At 47.0% G+C, this 19708-nt stretch carries 19 protein-coding genes and 3 pseudogenes; 12 read left to right on the top strand and 10 right to left on the bottom strand.

Going from position 1 to position 19708, the window contains the following annotated elements; translation table 11 throughout:
- The first annotated feature begins 152 nt into the window (after positions 1 to 152).
- Positions 153 to 797 (top strand): LiaF domain-containing protein, encoded by a 645-nt coding sequence (locus CWE07_RS06700; RefSeq protein WP_111569284.1) that lies wholly within the window; start codon positions 153 to 155, stop codon positions 795 to 797.
- A 23-nt stretch (positions 798 to 820) separates the two neighbouring features.
- On the opposite strand, the gene CWE07_RS06695 is transcribed toward CWE07_RS06700, so the two are convergent.
- On the bottom strand, positions 821 to 1504 hold the full coding sequence (locus CWE07_RS06695) for an ABC transporter permease (protein ID WP_111569285.1): 684 nt from the start codon (positions 1502 to 1504) through the stop codon (positions 821 to 823).
- A gap of 91 nt (positions 1505 to 1595) precedes the next feature.
- Here CWE07_RS06695 and CWE07_RS06690 point away from each other — a divergent pair, with 91 nt between their 5' ends.
- Positions 1596 to 1979, top strand: coding sequence for a MerC domain-containing protein (locus tag CWE07_RS06690; RefSeq protein WP_181452264.1), 384 nt, complete (start codon positions 1596 to 1598; stop codon positions 1977 to 1979).
- A gap of 149 nt (positions 1980 to 2128) precedes the next feature.
- On the opposite strand, the gene CWE07_RS06685 is transcribed toward CWE07_RS06690, so the two are convergent.
- Positions 2129 to 2425, bottom strand: coding sequence for a hypothetical protein (locus CWE07_RS06685; protein ID WP_111569287.1), 297 nt, complete (start codon positions 2423 to 2425; stop codon positions 2129 to 2131).
- A gap of 26 nt (positions 2426 to 2451) precedes the next feature.
- On the opposite strand from CWE07_RS06685, the gene CWE07_RS14690 reads away from it, so the two are divergent.
- Positions 2452 to 2538 (top strand): YgaP family membrane protein, encoded by an 87-nt coding sequence (locus tag CWE07_RS14690; protein ID WP_111569314.1) that lies wholly within the window; start codon positions 2452 to 2454, stop codon positions 2536 to 2538.
- An 82-nt stretch (positions 2539 to 2620) separates the two neighbouring features.
- On the opposite strand, the gene CWE07_RS06675 is transcribed toward CWE07_RS14690, so the two are convergent.
- Positions 2621 to 2830 carry a cold-shock protein gene (locus tag CWE07_RS06675; RefSeq protein WP_111569288.1) on the bottom strand — a complete coding sequence of 70 codons (210 nt, stop codon included), beginning with the start codon at positions 2828 to 2830 and terminating at the stop codon, positions 2621 to 2623.
- A gap of 215 nt (positions 2831 to 3045) precedes the next feature.
- Here CWE07_RS06675 and CWE07_RS06670 point away from each other — a divergent pair, with 215 nt between their 5' ends.
- On the top strand, positions 3046 to 3465 hold the full coding sequence (locus CWE07_RS06670; RefSeq protein ID WP_111569289.1) for a secondary thiamine-phosphate synthase enzyme YjbQ: 420 nt from the start codon (positions 3046 to 3048) through the stop codon (positions 3463 to 3465).
- 7 nt (positions 3466 to 3472) lie between these two features.
- Here CWE07_RS06670 and CWE07_RS06665 read toward each other — a convergent pair whose 3' ends face one another.
- Entirely contained in the window at positions 3473 to 3667 is a 195-nt protein-coding gene (locus CWE07_RS06665; RefSeq protein ID WP_111569290.1) for a zinc ribbon domain-containing protein, read from the bottom strand.
- 226 nt (positions 3668 to 3893) lie between these two features.
- On the opposite strand from CWE07_RS06665, the gene CWE07_RS06660 reads away from it, so the two are divergent.
- Positions 3894 to 4721 (top strand): MipA/OmpV family protein, encoded by an 828-nt coding sequence (locus tag CWE07_RS06660; RefSeq protein WP_111569291.1) that lies wholly within the window; start codon positions 3894 to 3896, stop codon positions 4719 to 4721.
- Here the strand turns inward: CWE07_RS06660 and yjjJ are convergent.
- The 3 genes from yjjJ to CWE07_RS06645 all read right to left on the bottom strand — a co-directional run bounded on the left by yjjJ (position 4718) and on the right by CWE07_RS06645 (position 7762).
- Entirely contained in the window at positions 4718 to 6103 is a 1386-nt protein-coding gene (gene yjjJ, locus CWE07_RS06655; protein ID WP_275541010.1) for a type II toxin-antitoxin system HipA family toxin YjjJ, read from the bottom strand. The genes CWE07_RS06660 and yjjJ overlap by 4 nt on opposite strands.
- Positions 6104 to 6272: 169 nt before the next feature.
- Complete coding sequence (locus tag CWE07_RS06650) at positions 6273 to 6890, bottom strand: thiol:disulfide interchange protein DsbA/DsbL (RefSeq protein WP_111569293.1); 618 nt, start codon at positions 6888 to 6890, stop codon at positions 6273 to 6275.
- A gap of 17 nt (positions 6891 to 6907) precedes the next feature.
- The gene (locus tag CWE07_RS06645; RefSeq protein WP_111569294.1) at positions 6908 to 7762 is read right to left on the bottom strand and encodes a restriction endonuclease; all 855 of its coding nucleotides are present in this window, start codon (positions 7760 to 7762) and stop codon (positions 6908 to 6910) included.
- 191 nt (positions 7763 to 7953) lie between these two features.
- Between CWE07_RS06645 and CWE07_RS06640 the strand changes: the two genes are divergently transcribed.
- Positions 7954 to 9654: a class I SAM-dependent methyltransferase gene (locus tag CWE07_RS06640; RefSeq protein ID WP_181452265.1), complete on the top strand. Its 1701-nt coding sequence runs from the start codon at positions 7954 to 7956 to the stop codon at positions 9652 to 9654.
- Positions 9655 to 9824: 170 nt separating this feature from the next.
- On the opposite strand, the pseudogene CWE07_RS06635 reads toward CWE07_RS06640, so the two are convergent.
- Positions 9825 to 10950 (bottom strand): annotated as a pseudogene (locus CWE07_RS06635) (IS3 family transposase).
- A 477-nt stretch (positions 10951 to 11427) separates the two neighbouring features.
- Between CWE07_RS06635 and CWE07_RS06630 the strand changes: the two are divergent.
- From CWE07_RS06630 to CWE07_RS06605, 6 genes and pseudogenes are all read left to right on the top strand, one after another.
- Complete coding sequence (locus tag CWE07_RS06630; RefSeq protein ID WP_111569296.1) at positions 11428 to 12804, top strand: DNA cytosine methyltransferase; 1377 nt, start codon at positions 11428 to 11430, stop codon at positions 12802 to 12804.
- A 31-nt stretch (positions 12805 to 12835) separates the two neighbouring features.
- Entirely contained in the window at positions 12836 to 13696 is an 861-nt protein-coding gene (locus CWE07_RS06625; protein ID WP_111569297.1) for a hypothetical protein, read from the top strand.
- 13 nt (positions 13697 to 13709) lie between these two features.
- A complete protein-coding gene (locus tag CWE07_RS06620; protein WP_111569298.1) occupies positions 13710 to 14837 on the top strand; it encodes a ParB/RepB/Spo0J family partition protein in 1128 nt (375 codons plus the stop codon).
- A 4-nt stretch (positions 14838 to 14841) separates the two neighbouring features.
- A complete protein-coding gene (locus tag CWE07_RS06615) occupies positions 14842 to 16515 on the top strand; it encodes a DEAD/DEAH box helicase (protein WP_111569299.1) in 1674 nt (557 codons plus the stop codon).
- 9 nt (positions 16516 to 16524) lie between these two features.
- The gene (locus tag CWE07_RS06610; protein WP_111569300.1) at positions 16525 to 17754 is read left to right on the top strand and encodes a hypothetical protein; all 1230 of its coding nucleotides are present in this window, start codon (positions 16525 to 16527) and stop codon (positions 17752 to 17754) included.
- A 165-nt stretch (positions 17755 to 17919) separates the two neighbouring features.
- Positions 17920 to 18072, top strand: a pseudogene (locus CWE07_RS06605) (transposase family protein); the annotation flags it as partial.
- 40 nt (positions 18073 to 18112) lie between these two features.
- On the opposite strand, the pseudogene CWE07_RS14485 reads toward CWE07_RS06605, so the two are convergent.
- Positions 18113 to 19594: pseudogene (locus CWE07_RS14485) on the bottom strand (IS3 family transposase).
- Positions 19595 to 19611: 17 nt separating this feature from the next.
- Positions 19612 to 19708, bottom strand: a 97-nt coding sequence (locus tag CWE07_RS14630; protein ID WP_338022191.1) for an IS3 family transposase, incomplete at its 5' end; no start/stop codon positions are given.

The following is a 19708-nucleotide window of genomic DNA, read 5'->3' as shown; positions in this document are numbered from 1 at the left end:
TGGCGAATTTCACTGAAATTTCGCAGTTTGCCCAACTCATACCGACCTAGTCTTCATTAAATCTATATTTATCAATTAGATAAAGATTGGCGCGTTGCTTGCTTACTCACTTGTTATCATACTGATAAAACCAAGTACGAAAGGTGAACGCCATGCCAGTCAAATTAGAAGACCGCCCTATTGAGCAGGTCCGTGAAGAGACCATCGATAAGCTTATTGTGAATTACAGCCACAGCGTCATTTCGGCGGAAGCGTTTGAAAGACGCCTCGACGAAGCGACCTACAGTGAATCACATCAGCACTTGGTCGATTTAGTCGCGGATTTACCGATGGAAGCCGACAGCCAGTACAGTCGGTATAAAGACACCCAGTTAGGCCCACAATACCAAGCGGTTGGCGAGCAAGATAGCGAGCGCTTAGTGTGTGTATTAAGTAGCGAAGAGCGCAAAGGCAAGTGGGTGGTGCCTCGCCACCTCACGGTTTACAACGTGTTAGGTTCCGTCGACCTCGACTTTAGCGAAGCGATTTTTACCCACCAACACGTCACCATTGAAATTAAAGGCGTACTCAATTCCACCGAAATCTGGGTTCCTGAAGGCGTTAACGTGTCGACACGAATGGCGGGCGTGCTAAGTTCAACGGACAACACAGCGCCCTCCGTAGGCGGCCGTCAAGCGCCTCACATTACCATTGAAGGAATGTCGATACTCGGCTCGTTAAGTATTCAAGAGCGCAAAACTTTGCGTGAAAAGTGGGTCGCTTTTGCCAACAAGATTAAGTCCGCACTGAGCGAGTAAATGCTTGCCCAGTGCAGATTCGTTTAAACCCGTGGTGCCAAGCTCTGAGTCAGGGCTTGGCGGTACGCCGCAACTGCCACAGTGAACGCCAGCAGTGTGATCACCACCACCTCAAGTTGAATCAGGCTAAATATATGCCAAGGTCGCGCCCCTGATGCCCGCAAAATCGCTATTTCGCGTTGGCGCTCTTTCATCGAAGCAAGCAACATAGTGACCAGCCCCGCGAAAGCAGAGAACAGAACTAAATAACTCACCAACGCCAGCAGGCGTTCGACAGTGCCAAGCATCTGCCATAATTCGCCCAAGGCCACACCCGGCAAAATTGCCGATAACGGCTCTTGACGGTATTGGTTAATTTGCCGCTGCACCATAAAACTAGCGACACGCGAGTCCATACCCACCGGTGTACCCGTTGGCTGCAAAATACCACTGACCCGAAACGGCAAGTCGGCATGATGCATAAAGCTGGTGGAGCCCATGCCATGGCTTAAGGTCAGCGAATCACCTAAGCGATAACCCAATTCACGCGCCACCTCAGCACCCAGCACGACGTCAAATAAGTCGTCAAACTCAACGCCCTCACGAAACTGTAACGCACGCCGGTCGGCGTATTTAAAATGCTCAAAATAATCGGTAGTGGTGCCGATGACGCGATAACCACGGTGAGAATCCCCCAAGGAAATCGGCACTGTCCAGGCAATGCGCACACCGCGCGCGCTGACCGATTTAACCGACTGTTATCACGCATAACGCCTCACCAACACACTCATGGAAACAGCTTTCACTGATTGCTTACACATGCAAACCGTCAAACAAGATACCGCCGCACTTTGGTTATCGGGGTTATGTATCGTGCATTGTATCGCCGCACCCGTGGTGTTCCTTTTAGCCGGCACGGGGCTGTTGACCACCGCGTTCACCAGTGAATGGGTACACGTACTGCTATTCGTGCCGATGTTAGTGCTGATTGGCAGCACGGTATTTAAATCCGCCAAGCGCTATCAATACCGCACCCCACTCAAACTCGCCGCTATCGGCATGCTGATTTTACTTGCCAGCCTAAGCGTGCATGGGCCAATTGAAAGTGTCATGGGCATTCTCGGAGGTAGCTTGGTGTTTATCGCGCATTGGAAAAACCGTCGCTTTCTAAAAGCGCAATTTCATGATTCCGCATTGTCCTGAGGTGTCTATGTCACTATCACTTGCAATCGAAACCGAGCACGCACAACCACCCAGCTTGGCGCATACACATTTTAGCTCGGACCCTTTAGCGTTGACGAAAATACTGGACCCTGCGATGACACTAGATTTCGCCACCTAGCTTGCGTCTCTCAGTGCAGTGCGTGTTCGCGGCGGCCATGAATCTGGCGGGCGGGTAAGGTTGCACCGATAATCGGCGCCAGCGCTTGTTGAACACGCGGCACCAAAGCTTGTAACCCAGCCAGCAGTTGCGCGTCGGATATGTACTCGTCAAACACCAAAGTGACTTGCAAGGTCGCAACTAGCTTTTGGTGGTTCGCTTCATGGGTCAACCACGCGAAGCCAAGGTGCTCGTTCTTGGCTTGTTCACACACCTCGGTTAACGCCCGAATGATGTCGTTGTCTCGTTTTTTATCTGTTTTGCGCATTTATAACTATACTTTAAGGACAGTGAATACTCGGTGCTGCGCTCATTGCGTCTGGTTTGTTCCGGTTCTGTGGCCTGTACCGCTTACTCGGCATCAACACCTGTAAAATCTAGGGTAAAACCTAAATAGCAGACACAAAAAAACGCACCTAGGTGCGTTTTTTGCGATTAAGCCGAAGCTTAATTGAATCTTTGCTTAGATAGCAACGATGTTTTCTGCTTGAGGACCTTTAGGACCTTGAGTCACAGAAAATTGCACCGCTTGGCCTTCAGCTAAGGTTTTGAAACCATTACCGCTGATAGCGCTAAAGTGAGCAAATACGTCTGCGCCACCTTGTTGCTCTAGAAAACCAAAACCTTTAGCTTCGTTAAACCACTTTACAGTACCAGTTACAGTATTAGACATAATAAATATCCTGAAATTAAAAAATGAGCTCAAAATTGAGTTACATTGGGTAAGGAAAATAACCAAGTATTAAAACGACAGGACGGAGATAATTACGAATAATTCTGCTACGAAGTGAAGATCTAAAACATATTTTGCTATCCAACGCCGACTACAATACGCTGATCTGACATATAGTCAACCATTATCTAAAAAATAACCAAGGAGCCCGCTGCATGCCAGTTCAACAAACCACCTTGAGCATTCGCCCCAAACCGCGCGGCTTTCACCTAATCACCCGCGACATTGAGCAGGCGTTGCAGCAATTTGGCAAGGTAGAGGCTGGTTTACTGCATGTTTTTATTCAGCACACGTCAGCGTCACTCACCATTAACGAAGATGCCGACCCCAGTGTACGACAAGATTTCGAGTCCCACTTCAACCATATGGTGCCTGAGAACGCGCCCTACTACCTGCACACAGACGAAGGCCCGGACGACATGCCTGCGCACTTAAAAGCCAGTTTACTTGGCAGCTCAGTTACCCTGCCGGTAACCGACGGCCGCTTAAATGTCGGCACCTGGCAAGGCGTGTATTTGTGTGAACACCGCAACAACGCAGGGGCACGACGCTTAGTGTTGACCTTAACAAGTTAACCGCACACTACTCGTCGTCGGTACGCACAATTAATTCAAAATCACCGTCAAACCCCTCGAGCACAGTAATTTCAATCGGCTGACAGCAAATTTGGCAATCCACAATTTGCTGCTGCCCTATATCGTTCATCGCATCAACTTCAATCGCGTTGTCTGCCATGCAATACGGGCAACTAAATAGTTGTTCATCGGTGAGCGACATCGGTTTTCTCCTGCGCTGGTTGAGTCTTGTCATGTTAATACGTCAGCAGCAAAACTAAGTTTAATTAAACCGAGAAATGCACCTAAGCCCGCGTTCGTTGCCTTGCCCAGATATATTTTCAACCGCTGTAATCCATTACTGAACTTCCAGCATATATTAGTCAATCGCCACGCTGGCGTGGTGTTACCCAATTGATATACCTGACTACAGGTTTGGAATACAAAGTATGAATAAGATAACTGGCTTTCTGCTCGCAACCCTCACTACCGCTATGTGTTTACAACCCGCGTTGGCCCAAGAAGAGCGCACCGCGCTGGTGCCATTGCCGTCGCTGGACGATTTTAGCCGTGGTAACGACGGCTGGAGCTTAGGCTTAGGCCTTGGCGTTGAATATGAAACCGCCTACGAAGGCTCAGACGAATTCGAATTTGAACTTGACCCAGCCGGTGCCCTGCAATGGCGCCGTGGCGATAATATCTTCTTCTTTGCCGGCGAAGCTCTGGGCTGGCGTGGTTTACGTAATGAAACCTGGCTATTGCAAGCCTTGGTCGGCTTTGACGAAGGTCGGGAAGAAAGTGATTCCAGCGACGGTCGTTTAGACGGCTTAGGTGACGGTGATGAAGGCATAGAAGTCGTGCTCGAAGCGCGCCGTGCATTTGCCAACGACTGGCGCACTTGGTTAGTCGGCCGCGTGGTTACCGGTGAAAACGGTAATTTAGGCCTATTTGGGGTTGGCCACCGCTTCGGTGACAAGTGGGACGGCTCCGGCCATGAATTCAACCTGGTCGCAGTATTTCACGACAGTGAATTCGCCAATAAAGACTTCGGTATTACCGCCGCGCAATCACTGGCTTCCGGTTTGGCGGAAACCAATATGAGCGGCGGTTTCCGCTCTATCGGCGCAAACTATAATTACCGACACATTATCAACCGTAATTGGCAAATATTCGGCGAAGCGTTATACGAGTATTACAGCAGTGACGTGCGCTCAAGCCCAATAGCACGCAGCAACTACGAAGCTGAAGTCGGTATCGGTTTTATCTACGTGTTCTAATTTGCCATACGGTGGATAACCGCTGCGAAGTCTTGCACCACCTCCAACTGGCGTTGGGCGAGCACTTTAAAGTGCTCGCTAATGCCTGGGTGTTGAACCACCTGCTGCCATAATTCAATGGCCATCGGGTACGCCAGCTCCCAGTGAACTTTGCTTACATGCGAGCACAGCCCAATGGCGCGAGTTTGCATTGGCAAGTCACCGGCAGAAGTCGGCGCAAAATGCATGGGTAGCATGTCGTAAATAGGTGCTAAGCGGTAAGGTCGCCCAACTTCATTGAGTACCGATAAATTACCCAAGTGCATGTCTGAATTAGCGATCAACTGGCCGAACGCCCAAACTATTTTGCTATGTACCAGCGCCAATTCAGTGACAACATTTGAGTTCGCCAGCGCCTGCATAATGACAGGCCAAGGTTGGTTTGCCTGGCCGACAAACTCAGCGTCTAAGCTACTAAGTGATATCACCCCAACTCGACCACCCGGAAGCGTCCTATCAAAGCGCCGAGACGCCATAAAGGTTCTACCGTTCTCGCGAAAACTACGGTTATCTGCGGCGATATCAGGTAGCGAGCGATTCAAAACCTTTGAGCTAAGCGCTTCCACCTGCAACAAATCCGCCCATCGGTTTGCCACTGTGTCCATCGCAGTGTGCTCAACGCGCCCTGAGAATTTAACAATACATTCTACTCCAGCACGACAGGCTGTGAACTTTGGTTGCTCTCCTTGCGCAGAGGAATTGAAATGCTCGCCGCGAGCAATAGACTCAGCTCGCTCTGCAGCTTCTGAATCACTCATCGGCAATGTTTCAGAGCGCAATAGCCATGCTTGGTAGGCTTGCTCACCGACAAGCAGATTGCCAATACTGTCTTGCGGGTAGGCAGCAAGCACCGACAGAACCTGGTCTTCGCTCCAGGTCCGCGGGTCAGCGTCAATTAACTCGCCCTTTGCACGCAATTGATTGGCGAATGAGCGCCCCAAGAACCCTTGTGGACGCATGTCAGTCAACCACCAAGGTAGCGACTCAAAATAAGTCCATTCCACAATCGTTTCTGGTTGTTGATCAGTGTTGCCTTCGCGAAAGTATTCGACAAGGTAACTCTCGGCTGGGTATACCGCATACAAATGGGCAATTTTGCTCACTGTTCCAGCTAAGTCCACTCGGTACACCGGCAGCATATGCAAACCTTGAGTTGCTGCCAACGGCCGCGGTAAATACCAACGCGTTGAACGCCCCGCCCCTGTTTTAATTACGCGCTGGCCTAAGCGGTTCAACTGCCGACTCACAGTCGTAGCATTAACCCGTAAGCCTGCCGCGATTTCCGCCGCAGACATAGGCCCCGCCCTTAATGTTAACAATATGTTTGCAGCGATGTCAGTCATCAGCATTCCCGCTACTCAATTAGCTTTTTTATATTTATATATGCAGGGTTTAACTAATTATAAAAACTAATTAAATACAGACATTTAACTAGAAATACCATACATACACGCATTGTTATTTGCATGTATAAAGTATCAGTGTTTAGATGTTATAGTAAAGAGCTTTAATTTACGGCTTGGCGAGCAAGTATTCCGCCAGCGCAAGGTAATCAGCGAAGAAGTCACTGCTGTTGCGAAACCCGCGGTTGTCCATCACATAGCGGCCATTCACCACGTAGGTTGGCGTGCCCGACACTTGGTATCTGCGTTCCGCTTGCGCCATACGGTTGCTTAAGCTACGAACCTGAAAGCTCGCCATGGTTTGTTCTAAACGCTCTGCACTAACGCCTAAATCTGCGAAAATAGCTTCCATAGCTGTGCTCGAAGCGACTTGGTCACGCGCGACGAAGTTGCGGTCGAATACAACTTGAGCAAATTCTTTATCGACTTCAAGCAACTGCGCAGCCGCCCAAGCGCGCTGCACTTCGGGGCCTAAATTGCGCGGCGCAAGAAAACTAACATGATACTTCGTCAACACCCCAGGCCAGCGCGCTTCCAGCATTTGGTTAAATGCTTGGTGGTGATAACAACTGGCACAATAAAACGAGAAAAACTCAGTAATCGACGGCGCATCGGTACGCGGCGTGTCGAGGGTTTGATAGTGTCGACCTTCGACAAATTCCATTGCTTTGACTGGCGTGCTAGCGAAAGCTAACAGAGCCGTGAGGGCAAACATCAATGTACGCATAGGGGTTCCTTGGTTATTTATGATGGGAGATCTTCATGCAAGTTAATGATGGATTTACAGCGTGGGTAAGCCGTACACCCGTAAAATTGACGACCTGCATAGTTGCCCCGCGTAGCAGTGCGCACCACCATCGGGCTTTGGCAATCAGGGCAGGTGATTTGAGGTAGTGAAGCGGCAGGTGTTGCTTGCACAGGTGAAACAGGCAAGTTGATATCGTGTGGCGGTTGTTCTGGACGAGTTTTCAACACATCTTGGCCGCGAACCAGCTTAATTTGCGTCGACTGGGCGAAACGCTCGGCCTCTTTAGTGAACGCACCGGACGCAACAAGGTAGCCGCCAGCGGCGCCTTTGGCCGCAATCACGCCAAACAGCTCTCGTACCATCTGCACAGGCACTTTACGGGCTCGCCAATGCTTACACTGCACGTAGAACACCTGCGTGCCTTTCAGGAGCTTCAAATCAACGCCACCATCCGCACCACCTTGGGTTTCAATCACGAAGTAATCTTTTTCACGAAAGTACGCCGCACATAGCTGCTCGAACTGACGCCATGAGATAGACGCGAAAGGGTCAGCCTCGCTCGGTGCATGTCGTGCACGCTTCAGCAGTGCGCCTTGCCTAAAACGGTCAATCACAGAAGCAAACGCGCCCAAGAGTAAAATTGCGGGAATTGTATATTGCAGAATCAGCGTTACAAAAATCTGGAAGCCATCGAAAAGCGCCTGAGTAAGCGGCTCATCGAAACCCGCAGAGAACGCGACATATAACCTAGGCACCGTAAAATAGAGCAACCCAGCCAGAACAACGCTAAACCACACCGGTATGCGCCGCGCGAGTTCAAAGGTATCGCCAAGAAGGTTCGAGCGAGCCATAGTAGTATCTTCCGTGAAAGTAACGCTTAAATAGTGCCCAGTTTGGTTTAGTTTGGCAAGTGGGTGTAAAGTTAGCTGCTCCAAGCCTATCAATGGTATAACTGAGCTGCAATATTGTGCTCATTTGAGCAACTTGCTGCTGAACCATACGTGCGCTGCACTATTAGATATAAAACTGCGAAGGGATGAACATGCAGGCCATCGACAACCGCACACTTGCATATTACGCCACCCACGCCGAAGCGATTTTTGAACGCTACGAGCAGGTAGCGCAGAGCGGCGTTGCCGCGCACTTTAGCAACGCGTTTTTACCAGGCAGTAAAGTGCTTGATGTGGGTGCAGGTTCCGGTCGTGACTTACGCGAACTACTCAACCACGGTTTTGACGCCTATGGCGCAGAGCCCGTCGCTGAATTGCGCGAGATTGCTATCGCCAAGCACCCCCATTTGCAAGGCCGCTTATTTGAAGGCAGTTTGCCGAGCGGTGTCACCAGCTATCAAAAATATGACGGCGTGCTATGTTCTGCGGTGCTGATGCACCTGCCACACAATCAATTGTTCGACGCTATATTGGCGCTGCGCGACCTATTGGTAGAACAAGGGCGCTTGCTGATATCAATACCCGCCGCGCGCCCCGACATTGATGAGCAACACCGCGACCCCGAAGGCCGCTTGTTCAACCCCATTACCCCAGAGCAATTGAAGCTATTATGCAAACGCTTGGCATTTGATTGCATTAGCGAGCATGTCAGCGATGATGCCTTAGGTCGCGCGGGTACCAGCTGGCATACACTACTGTTTGTTCGCCGCTCCGCGATTGGCAAACCGTTAGACCGTATCGAATCTGTGCTGCGTAACGACCGCAAAAGTGCCACCTACAAACTAGCGTTGCTACGTGCTTTTTGCGACGTGGCGGAACAAGACGACCACGCCGTCGATTGGAACCCTAACGGCACCATCGCCATTCCCGTGATGCGAATCGCCGAACTATGGTTAGCCTATTACTGGCCGCTTATCGCCACGCCAGAGCTGATACCCCAGAGCAACGCCGAAACCAAAGGCACTAGCTATATCAGTTTTCGCACGCATTTAAGCAGCTTAATTTCCGATGCCAGTGTGCACTTTGGTATTGCTGATCGTAGCGGCCAAGCGCTGTTTTCGGTGTTTATGCTGACATGGAAAGCAGGCAAGTTACCTAAACCAATCAGCCAGCAACTGCAGCGTACCCTAAAGAAAATTCGCCATGCGATCATTACCGGACCAGTCAAATTCGCCAGCGGCGGTGATATGTTTGCCCACGATAAAGCCAGCGACCGTATTGTCGTCGAAGCTGATTTGTGGCTGGAATTTTGCCTTACAGGCTACTGGGTGCGCGACTCTTTAATAATGCGCTGGGCCGAATTATGCCGCCAATTCGGGGCAACCCTGCCCCATGTCACCATAGGCCGCGTACTCGAACGTCTGCTAGTGAAGCCCGATGTCGCCCGCGAGCAAAGTATTGCGCGTAAAATATACCTGAATAGTCCCGATCTGCGCTGTGTATGGAGCGAAAAGGCATTAACTACCACGAATATGGACGTCGACCACGCGTTACCCTATAGCCTGTGGCAAAACAACGATTTATGGAACCTACTACCCAGCCACAAACGCATAAACAATCAAAAGCGTGACCAAATACCCAGTAATGCACTGCTACTCGACGCCATGGACCGCATTATCGACAACTGGCAATTCGTCCACAGCGCCGAACCAGAGCTATTCGAATTTGAAGTCACCCGCACCTTAGGCGAATTTTCGCCACGGTATTGGGAAAAACCGCTGTTTGACCATATGAAGCGAAAGGCCGAAGTCGCCGTGTTCCAGCGCGGGGCTGTGGTTTGGGGGTTTGGTTAGCTGGCTAGTCTAAATAAATAGAAATGTTCAAAATCAAAGCATGGGTTCAAGAATACCTAAATCCGGCTGGGGTTGGATCTTTCCTAGGTTACAAACTGGACAGGTTTCACCCACTGACCTCTCCCCCAAAAATAGAACCATGACATCGATGAGATTTCCATTAAAATGGGTCAAGTAGTATTGCCCACGGGTTTGTAGCTATTCCAGTACCGTTTCTCCGACTCTGATGATGTTAACCCACCGTTGTACGAGTGCGGTCTCAATCGACTGTAATAACCTAGAATATAATCGCTGATCCGTTGCTTAGCTTCAATAAAACTCCAATAGCCGGTAGCCGGCACCCATTCCGTTTTTAAGCTTCTAAAAAAGCGCTCCATGGGGCTATTGTCCCAACAATTTCCGCGTCGACTCATGCTTTGCGGCATTCGGTAACGCCATATTAATCGTCTAAATTTGCGTCTGGTATAGTGACAGCCTTGGCCCCTGCGCTCAAACGCCATTGTTAGCGCCTAACACGTTAAATTGCTGTCTGGAGAGTGGCTCATTGCCCAGCCAACAGGTTGTCGTGCGAACAAGTCAATGACAACGGCCAGGTAAGCCCAACGGTTATCTGTCCAGATAAAGCTGACATCGCCGCACCACACTTGATTGGGGGCGCTCACTGCAAATTGCCTGTCCAGTAAGTTTGGAATCGCAACATGCTCTTGTGCTGCTTTTTTGTATGCATGTTTCGGCAGCTACAACTAACTAGTTTTAGCTTTTTCATCAGGCGACTAGCACGATACCGGGACAGCGTAATGCTGTGCGTATCATCATTGGTGATCATGTCCGCAACCGTTCTTGCACCGGCTGAGCCGTTACTTAAGCGGTGCGCTTTGCGCACCAGGCTGCGTAGCTTAATCGCCTCCGGTGAGATACGTTTATCTCGCCGTTGCCAGTACTTATTCGTGCTGCCGTGGACATCCAGTACTTCGCACAAGTCTTTTACCGAATACCGGCGTGTATTGCTCTGACTCAGTCTCTCGATTAACGCAAGTGTTTCATGGAGTCCGACATCAACAGAGCTGAAGCCTTTTTTAATATGTCTTTTTCCAGTTCAAGGCGTTCGACGCGCTTCTTAAGTTCGCGAACTTCAACTTGCTCAGGCGTCATTGGGCTGGCTTTCGGGGATTTGCCAGCACGCTCTTCACGCAACTGTTTGACCCATTTAGTCAGCATGGAATACCCAACGCCCATGGCATCGGTGGCTTCCTTGTGAGAATACCCCTGGTTGACGACTAACTGTGCTGTTTCCAGTCTAAATTCTGGGCTGAAGCTAGGACGGTTTTTTTTGTCATTTTGTCAACTAATTTTGCTATGCTGCCATCATAACAGCTCTAATCAGGTGGCCAAATTAACTATGCCACTACACTGTGTATTGTGATTTGTGCATAGAGAACCTCTTTGCTTTAGCTTAGCGGAATTTTCTACTAACAACTGCTCCGGTTTTCCGGGGATTAAACCTTGGCGTTTAGTAAACCGATCGCTATTCATTTCACAGTTGATATAGGAGACTATTCGATCCACCTAACGTCAACAGATCATTGCCAAATCCGATCAAACTCGTCAAACTGGTCAAACTGGTCAAACTGGTCAAACTGGTCAAACTGGTCAAACTGGTCAAACTGGTCAAACTGGTCAAACTGGTCAAACAAAAATAACACGTTTACATGTAAACATAGATAAAGTATCGTTGACTTATAACCACTCCACATATTTCACTCGATAATAGCCATGAATCAGAGCCTTGTAGAACCTAAAGTAGAGAGAACCGCAGCCATCAGGAAATGTCAATCTGAACGCCGTAAACGACTCAAAACCTTGACGATAGAGGTGGATAAAGAAACACACGCTAAGATAAAAATGTTAGCAGAAATGAAGCAAACCACTTTACAAGCTTTAATCTCTAATAATCTTAAGTCAATGGTCGATGCTAGTAGCGACTTCCCCCCTCGTCCCTGGAGCGTATTTGATTCTTTGAGAGATGAAAGCGAATGCAAAAGAACGCATGTAAGCCTTTTCTCAGGCTGTGGCGGAGTGGATCTCGGATTCAGGCAGGCTGGATTCAGAACCGTTTTTTCAAACGATATAGACCCAGATGCATGTTCAACTTACCGTGCTAATCTAGGAGAAATAGTTAACGGCGACATTCATACCATCACGCCACCAAAGTTAACTGAAAAACTGGACGTCCTTACTGCAGGCTTCCCATGTCAACCGTTTTCAAATGCGGGCTCACGCAAAGGAACTAAAGATGAACGCGGCACCCTATATCAAACAGCTTTGAAATTTATTGAAGAGCTAAAGCCAAGAGCAGTCGTTTTCGAAAATGTTAGAGGGCTATTATCCTTTAAAACAGAAGAGAAACTTTTGATTGAAGAGATTTGCGAGCATCTAGATTCCTTGGGATACGATGTCGTATTTAGTCTAGTCGATGCTTCTAAGCACAATGTACCGCAAAAACGACTACGAGTATTCATAGTTGGGATTGAACGAAACGAGAATCGAGGGAAGTTCTCCTTTCCGGCAGCTGTGGAGAGAGACGATTTATCGCTTAAGCACACAATACTTGATTTAGAACCAAATGCGCTTAACCAATCGGAACTTATGCAATTAAATCCCCAAGCTATTAGTATTGGGTCAATGGTTCCGGAGGGAGGGTCCTGGAAGAGTATTCCCTACGAAAAGCTTCCAGAGAGACTAAAAAAAATAGCCGACAATATGAGAAAATACAGATGGCCAAATTTCTATCGCCGCTTTCACCGTGACGAAATAGCCGGAACAATAACGGCTGCATTTAAGCCAGAGAACGCAGGTGTATGGCATCCTATTGAACAGCGAGTATTTTCGGTTCGTGAGATAGCCCGGATACAAAGCTTTCCAGACTGGTTCGGGTTTGAAGGAAAAAGTATTAAGTCAAAGTATCAACAAATTGGTAATGCAGTACCACCAAGACTTGCATACGAACTAGCCTTACAAATTAACAAATGCTTGAGTGGTGAAGATATACAAAGTGAAACCGATTCTCTTACCTTTGAGCAATTCGTCAATACAGGAAAGCCCCTTAGAGCTTGTGATAGAGACGTAGTATTTTCACCGAAAAAAATTTAAATTATAAAAATAACGGTAATAGAGATTTCCTATGAGCTTATATTTCAGTCCCGAATTGGTTGAGCAGTCGTTTAATAGATTGACCCCGGTTTCTACTGCTGGGAAAAAGTCATTGGAACGAACGTCAGCTCTGATGTATTTTATAGCGTTTGCAGCAACTATAAGTAGGCTTGGCGTCTCATCCTTAGACATGAATCCTCGAACATTTGAGGGTAAAACTAATCGACAGGCGATGGAGCTAGAATATGTCAAGCTAGTTCAACTTAAATCATTTGATGATGGGGTCATACGTCACGTATCAGTTTTAGGAAAGATAGATATAGGTGGTAAGCATCCCGAGAAGAGAATTTCTTCAAATTTTTTTACTGTCCCTTTAACTAAAGCCTCAAAATCAACTACTGAGTATGACTACCCTAGCAGGCCAGCACCGATAATGAAAATGGGGTTATCAGCCACTCAGATTAAATGGGGTCTGAGTTATCATAGTGACAGGAAGAAGAACCTCCCTAAACTATTCACTGAATTTAAAAGTAATACACCATTTACGGATCTTGCAGTCTTTGTCTCCCGGTACGATTCTCTTCCAGAGAAGGTCGCCACAATACACGAAGCACTCACTTTTGTAATACGTGATCGGTTCGAGGAAGACTTTGCCAATTTTTGGTTAGCTCGTATAAATTCTGAAAAAATATTTTTTAGACCGATGGACCAACCTTTTAGCTCTACCTTTTCAGATGCACTGGTAACAGATAATAATTTTAGAACAAGTAGTAACACCGATGAAGAAGCACTTAGGGCTCTTGAAAAAGGCGTTCTCGAAAAACGAGTCATTTATTTAGAAAGCTTGCTCGATGCGCAGGATATTAAATACCAACCAATTATAGAAGAGTAGGTAGGAAACCGACATGGCTAAGCATCCTGATTTTTTATTATCTGATTCAAATGGTCCACAAATCCGTCAGCGTTTATTTAACGGAAGAAAATTGATGGTATGGGACGGAAAGGTAAAAATTTCTTCGATACAAGGTTGGGTTGATAATCCACGAATCCAGCTCGCAAAAAAGACAATGAAAGAGAAAGTTGGCGATCGGGCACTCTCTCAAGAAGAAGTTTTTGAACTAATGAAGAATGACTCGGAAGTTAAGTTGCGTCAGCTTCGCGATGACATTATAAAAAACGGGCTACGAGAACCGTTGACATTGTCATTCGACGGAAAACTGCTTGATGGTAACCGTCGCTTTTTTGCTATTAAATATGCATTAGAAAGCATACCTGCAACTGATCCTAACAAGCAAGATTTGGAGACTGTAGAAGCTCACGTTCTCGCCGAGAATGCCTCCAAAGAAGATGAACAAAATGTGTTAGTTGAGGAAAACTTCTCGGCTTCTTTGAAAATTGAGTGGCCGGAATACGTTAAAGCTCTGATGGTATTTGACGCTCACGAATCAGGTCTTGGAATTGATGATATATCAAAAAGATTTAGTTGGGCTAAATCAAAAATAAAACAAACTCTGAAAATCCACCAAATACTATCCGAGTACATTATTTTTGCCACCTCAGAATTAGATCCCGAGGATGAATATGGCGGTGGTTTCGGAATGACAGAACAAGACGCTGAGAACGAAGCGGCAAAAAATTATCAATTCTTTAATGAAGCTCAAAAGTCATTCTATGAACAACTGAACACAGATATTGATTTCAAGATACAATTCTTTAAATGGATACATGAAGGAAAATTCTCTAGTTTTCAAGAAGTTCGGGTTGCTTACAGAGCTTGGATACATCCGGAAGCCAAAGCTGCACTACTACAACCCGAACCGACTGCAGCCAAATCCGCGAAAGCAATCCTCGACTATAATGCCCGTGTTGTAAAAAGCCAGGATGAAGCAGTAGGCCGCATAGATAATTTTGCAAAATTTCTAAGAGAACTAACTGCCCAGCAGATCGAGGTTATCCCTAAATTGTCCATCGACAACTTAAAAGAATCTTTAGAGCTCGTCATTAAGATGGGCGAAGCTACGGCTGATAAATAATAGTATGAAAATTTCACTGGCCGATAACGAAGTACGTATAGAGTGCTCAGGCATTGAACAAATCAAACTCAAAGCCCGACTAAATAATAGGTTAGGTGGTGTTCTCAAAGCTGATAAATACACTCTAACTTTTCCAGTTAGCGCTCTGCCCCTTGTTCGAGATCTAATTGAAGATACTGAAAATACTAGTGAAATAAAAGATGCTTTCCGTAAGTTCGATTTACACGCTCAAGGTAGAAAAATGGCCTTAGAGATAATAGAAAACAACTACTCGGAAGGCCTCCCAATACATTGGGCTAGATTATTAGATCCAGCACAATCATGTGCAGTATCCGCTATGGCGGTACCCGATATTCTTGGACTTTGTCTTTTCGATGAGCAAGGCAGCGGAAAAACTGTGATGACAATTGCAGCCTTCGATATTCTCAAAGAAACAGATAAGATAGACTCAATGATTGTCGTTTGCCCTAAAACAATGATGAGTGAATGGCCAAAAGACATAGAAAAGTTTCTTCCAAGAAAATATAAAGTGTCTATAGCGGGCGGTGACCGACAAGAAAAATTTAAAACCGCACTCAAAGACTTTGACGTCTTAGTCACAAATTACGAGGGCGTCGAACACATGCAAGTTGCGCTTTCTGCAACGGCAGAACAAAAACGCTATCTTCTCGTTGTAGATGAGTCCTATTACGTGAAGAATGTCAGCTCTGCGAGAGCAGAGTCAGCTAAAAGACTTCGTGCATCCTGCGTTAGATGTTTTGTCTTATGTGGAACTCCTGCCCCAAACTCTCAATATGATCTAATAAATCAGTTTAACCTCGCCGATACCGGATACACCTTTGCAGGTTTCCGTAAGAGCGCAGAGCCCAGCGCTGATAGAGAAGTTATTTCTGATCTAATAGAAACACGTGGAACTATAATAAGGCGCTTAAAAACTCAAATATTACAACATGTTCCGGAGAAACACTTCCACGTGGTCAGTTTACCTTTAAAAGGGCGTCAAGCCCTACTTTATGAAAAGGCTCGTTTAGAATTGGAGCTTGAACTTCGTTCACTCGATAATAAGATGTTTAAACGTAATTTAGCAACTTACTTCCAGCGGCGAGCTGTGTTGCTTCAGATTTGCTCTAATCCCTCCACTGTTGACCCAACATATACGGACACCCCAGTCAAAAATGAGCACTTGGATACACTGATCGCCGATTTGATTCAAAAAGGACGCAAAGTCATACTTTGGTCATTTTATAAAAAGAACATTGATGATTTGATGGATCGGTATAAGTCCTACTATCCATTACGCATAGATGGGTCTGTCGGGAATGATCAACGGAGAGAAGCCGTTCGCTTATTTCAGGAATCTCCTGACAGAATGCTTTTCATTGGGAACCCAGCTGCAGCTGGTGCTGGAGTTACGCTGCATGCCTCGTACGATGCCGTTTATGTTTCTTATTCAAATCAAGCGGCGCATTACCTTCAGTCGCTTGACCGGATACATCGGCGTGGACAGATTTCGGAAGAAGTTAATTACTATCTTTTAGTCTGTAAGGGAACAATTGAAGAAACTGAAGTAATCAGACTTCGAGATAAGGAGCTTCAGCAGCATTCTTTGCTCGGCGATCATATATCATGGCCTGCTTCATTAGATGAGGCCCTTAAAGAGCTAATCCCTGATGAATAAAGACCATCTATGAGTAACTATATTTGGATACTTGACTCCTCATTAGCGCTTCCCCTCCGGGAAGAATCAGGCGTGTCCACATCATACGTTGTACCCAAATATTTTGTCCCAGAGCGTCCAGAGAATTTGGCAGGAGCCACAATTTGGATAGTGTTTAATAATCGAAAGGGGAGTTATCTATTTGGCAAAATTCATATAAATCTGGTCGAGCTTTTCGAGGATGGTATCAACGCCGGAGACGTCTGTCTCACAGTAGATTCATCACGGTCGCTCATATTTTCGCAAGCCATTGTCTCCTCATCCGATTCTTTCAAAGTAGATATTTCAGAAACACTTAATGTTGGCTTACATACTATAGAGGAAAGCATTGTCTCCAGTTTCATAAAAATCGTAATAAATAACGTTATGGTGAAACTGCATAGATTTCCGGAAGAAACTCTAAAAAAAATGGGGAGTGTCCCTTTAAGGGGAGATCCTTTATCAAAAGCCCGAGCACTGATTGCAGCCGCATCATCGGCATTTTGCCTCGATGAATTATGGGGCTCGCGTAGTAACGGAAAAATGCCTCCCTTCGCTAATTTAGCTTATCAATGGATTAGTGAGTATCATAAAAGTGAAGCAACGAAAGAACTAGCCTCGGCGCTTTCGGAAATTGACCCTACTAGGACCCTGTCGTTTAACAAACGGTCTTCTTCAAAGAAACGAAGCAACGATATTTCCGTTCCGAGAGTCGATACAAATCTCGCGTTGATAGACCCTGATAAAATTTTTGCACGGCGTTTTGTGGCGCAAGATTCTACCGGTTCTGACCATGTTGATGCAGTCGAGAAGACCGAGCGTGCTGAAAAACGCCACCAAGATATGCTAAGAGAAATCGCGTCGAGGTTCAGGCTTTTAGGTTTAAAACCTATGCAATCTTCGTCAATTGACCTCTTTATACCTTGCAGTGAAAGGAGTTTAGTTTGCGAACTTAAAACTGCGACAATCTACAACCTTATTAGTCAGAGTGCTAAGGGACTTTTTCAGCTCGGTTGCTATCAAGAAGCGATGCAAACGAGTGGTTACGGCAACACAGATCAGGTACTTATCATCGAGTCTACAAAGCAGACTGCTCTTAATGCATACGTTACAAAAATACTTACGAACTATGAGATCATCGTATTATTCTATCATGCTGAAAAACCATGGCCTGGAAAGGTGTCAAATGGCCAAGCTACACTAGAAAGCCTAGCTCTCTGATAGAATTAGAACTAGTTTTCCTTTTTAGGTTTAGTAAATTGATACACTCCCTTCATCCAGGGCGAGATCGTGAACGCTTTTTGACCAGTTAAACAGCTAAATAATCGATCGATTTGACGATCAGTTCTAGTCATGATCATATACTCTCTTTTACGGAGAGCCGCGATGAGCCTGACTTTGCTGACTGACCACTTTGCCGACATTGAAGACCCAAGGCAAGCATCAAAAGTAACCTATGAACTGTTTGATGTCCTGTTTTTAACGCTGACTGCGGTCATTTCCGGCGCAGAAGGCTGGGAAGAAATCGAAGATTTTGGCCACCCGGTGTTTTTCAAGCTAGTTGTCACCATCAGGCCGTTTAAGCAGCCTGCTTTTGTTCCTGTTTCACCTGCTCTTTTGCCGGGTTAAGGGTGGTTGGCCCAACCGGCGTGCAATTGCGAACCTGACGCTTACCCCAACGAACTGAGTGCTTTGCTTTCGCCGCTTCCATCACTGCTTTGCGATTCGCGAGTATCGCTTTATCTTGACCTGTGTGACGCTGCTCAGGCGTCACGAAGCGTAGCTTGCTGTGCTTGTGCTCGTAGTTATACCAGCGCGTGAACTTGAGTACCCAGTGCCTTGCGTCATCAAGGCTTTTAAAGCCTGCAGATGGCCACTCAGGGCGGTATTTGCAGGTCCTGAACAACGATTCAGCGAACGGGTTGTCATTGCTGACGCGCGGCCTGTTGTAGGATGTCGTCACACCCAGCTCATAGGCTTTTTCACGCATCGTTTGTGCCTTCATCGGCGCACCGTTGTCTGAGTGCAGAACTAAGCCACTGTGGGCGCATTGTTCGCGTAACAACGTACGCTGCAGCAGCTCCGCTGCTAGCTAGCTCGCCTGATTCCTCTGCGTAGACTTCCCAGCCAACGATTTTGCGGCTGTATAAGTCTTCCAGCATGTACAAGTAAAAGAACTGCCCCCGTACATTGCTGGGTAAATAGGTGATGTCCCAACAGAACACCTGACGAGGTGCTGTGGCCGTGAACGTCTGTGGCGCTTTTGATACCCGAGGTGCAATACTGCGTCCTCGGTGATTCAACTGCCCATATTGCTTTAACAGCCGGTAATACGTCGACTCAGAGCCATAATAAAGCCCATCATCCAGTAACGCCGGTACAATCTGCGTTGGCGGTAAACTGGCGAAGCGGCTTTCATTGCACACATCCAGAATAACCTGTTGCTCATGCTCGCTAAGCTTATTCAACGGCGCTGGACGTATTGCCTCAGGGCGTTTGTCGGCGGTAACCTTGCCGCCGCGATACCAGCGTTTGTACGTGCGTAAACTGATGCCAACTTCATCACAGGCAAGGCGTAATCGGGCACCTGCTTGATTCGCTTCACGTATCCACGACACGTATTGAATGCGCTGTGAGACCGAGGTCAATCGTCCTCGTCGTCGTTCTCCCAGAGCGCATCCAGCTTTTTTCGAAGCACCAGAAGCGCTGCCGTTTCAGCTAAGGCTTTTTCTTTTTCACGCAGCTCACGCTTAAGCTGTTTAATTTCTTTGCGGTCAGTCTTGCGCTGACGCTTGGCTTCGAGCTCTTGCTCGCGTGAGCTGGCAAAACCTTTGAGTGATTCGGCTTTCCAGGCTTTTACCTGTTCAACGTAAAGCCCTCGCTCACGGCAATACTCACTAAGTTCGGCTTCACTCATGGAGCCGGTTTCAATCACGGTCGCAAGCTTCGCTTCAGCAGACCACTGTTCGGGTGTTGATTTATTTCCTGGCACTGGACGACCCTGTTCTCTGGCTTTGTTACGCCAATTATAAAGGGTTTGTTCGCCAATGATCCGTACCACTAAAAGTGGACACTTTGCTAAGCACTATTTTTTAATTCAAAGTTCTCTGGGCTGAGATAGCCAATAGCACTATGCCTTCTTGTCTTGTTGTAATCAACTTCGATGTACTCAAAG

The sequence above is a fragment of the Aliidiomarina maris genome (genome assembly GCF_003987335.1).
Taxonomy (GTDB): Bacteria; Pseudomonadota; Gammaproteobacteria; order Enterobacterales; family Alteromonadaceae; genus Aliidiomarina; species Aliidiomarina maris.
This window is presented reverse-complemented; position numbering and strand designations above follow the sequence as displayed.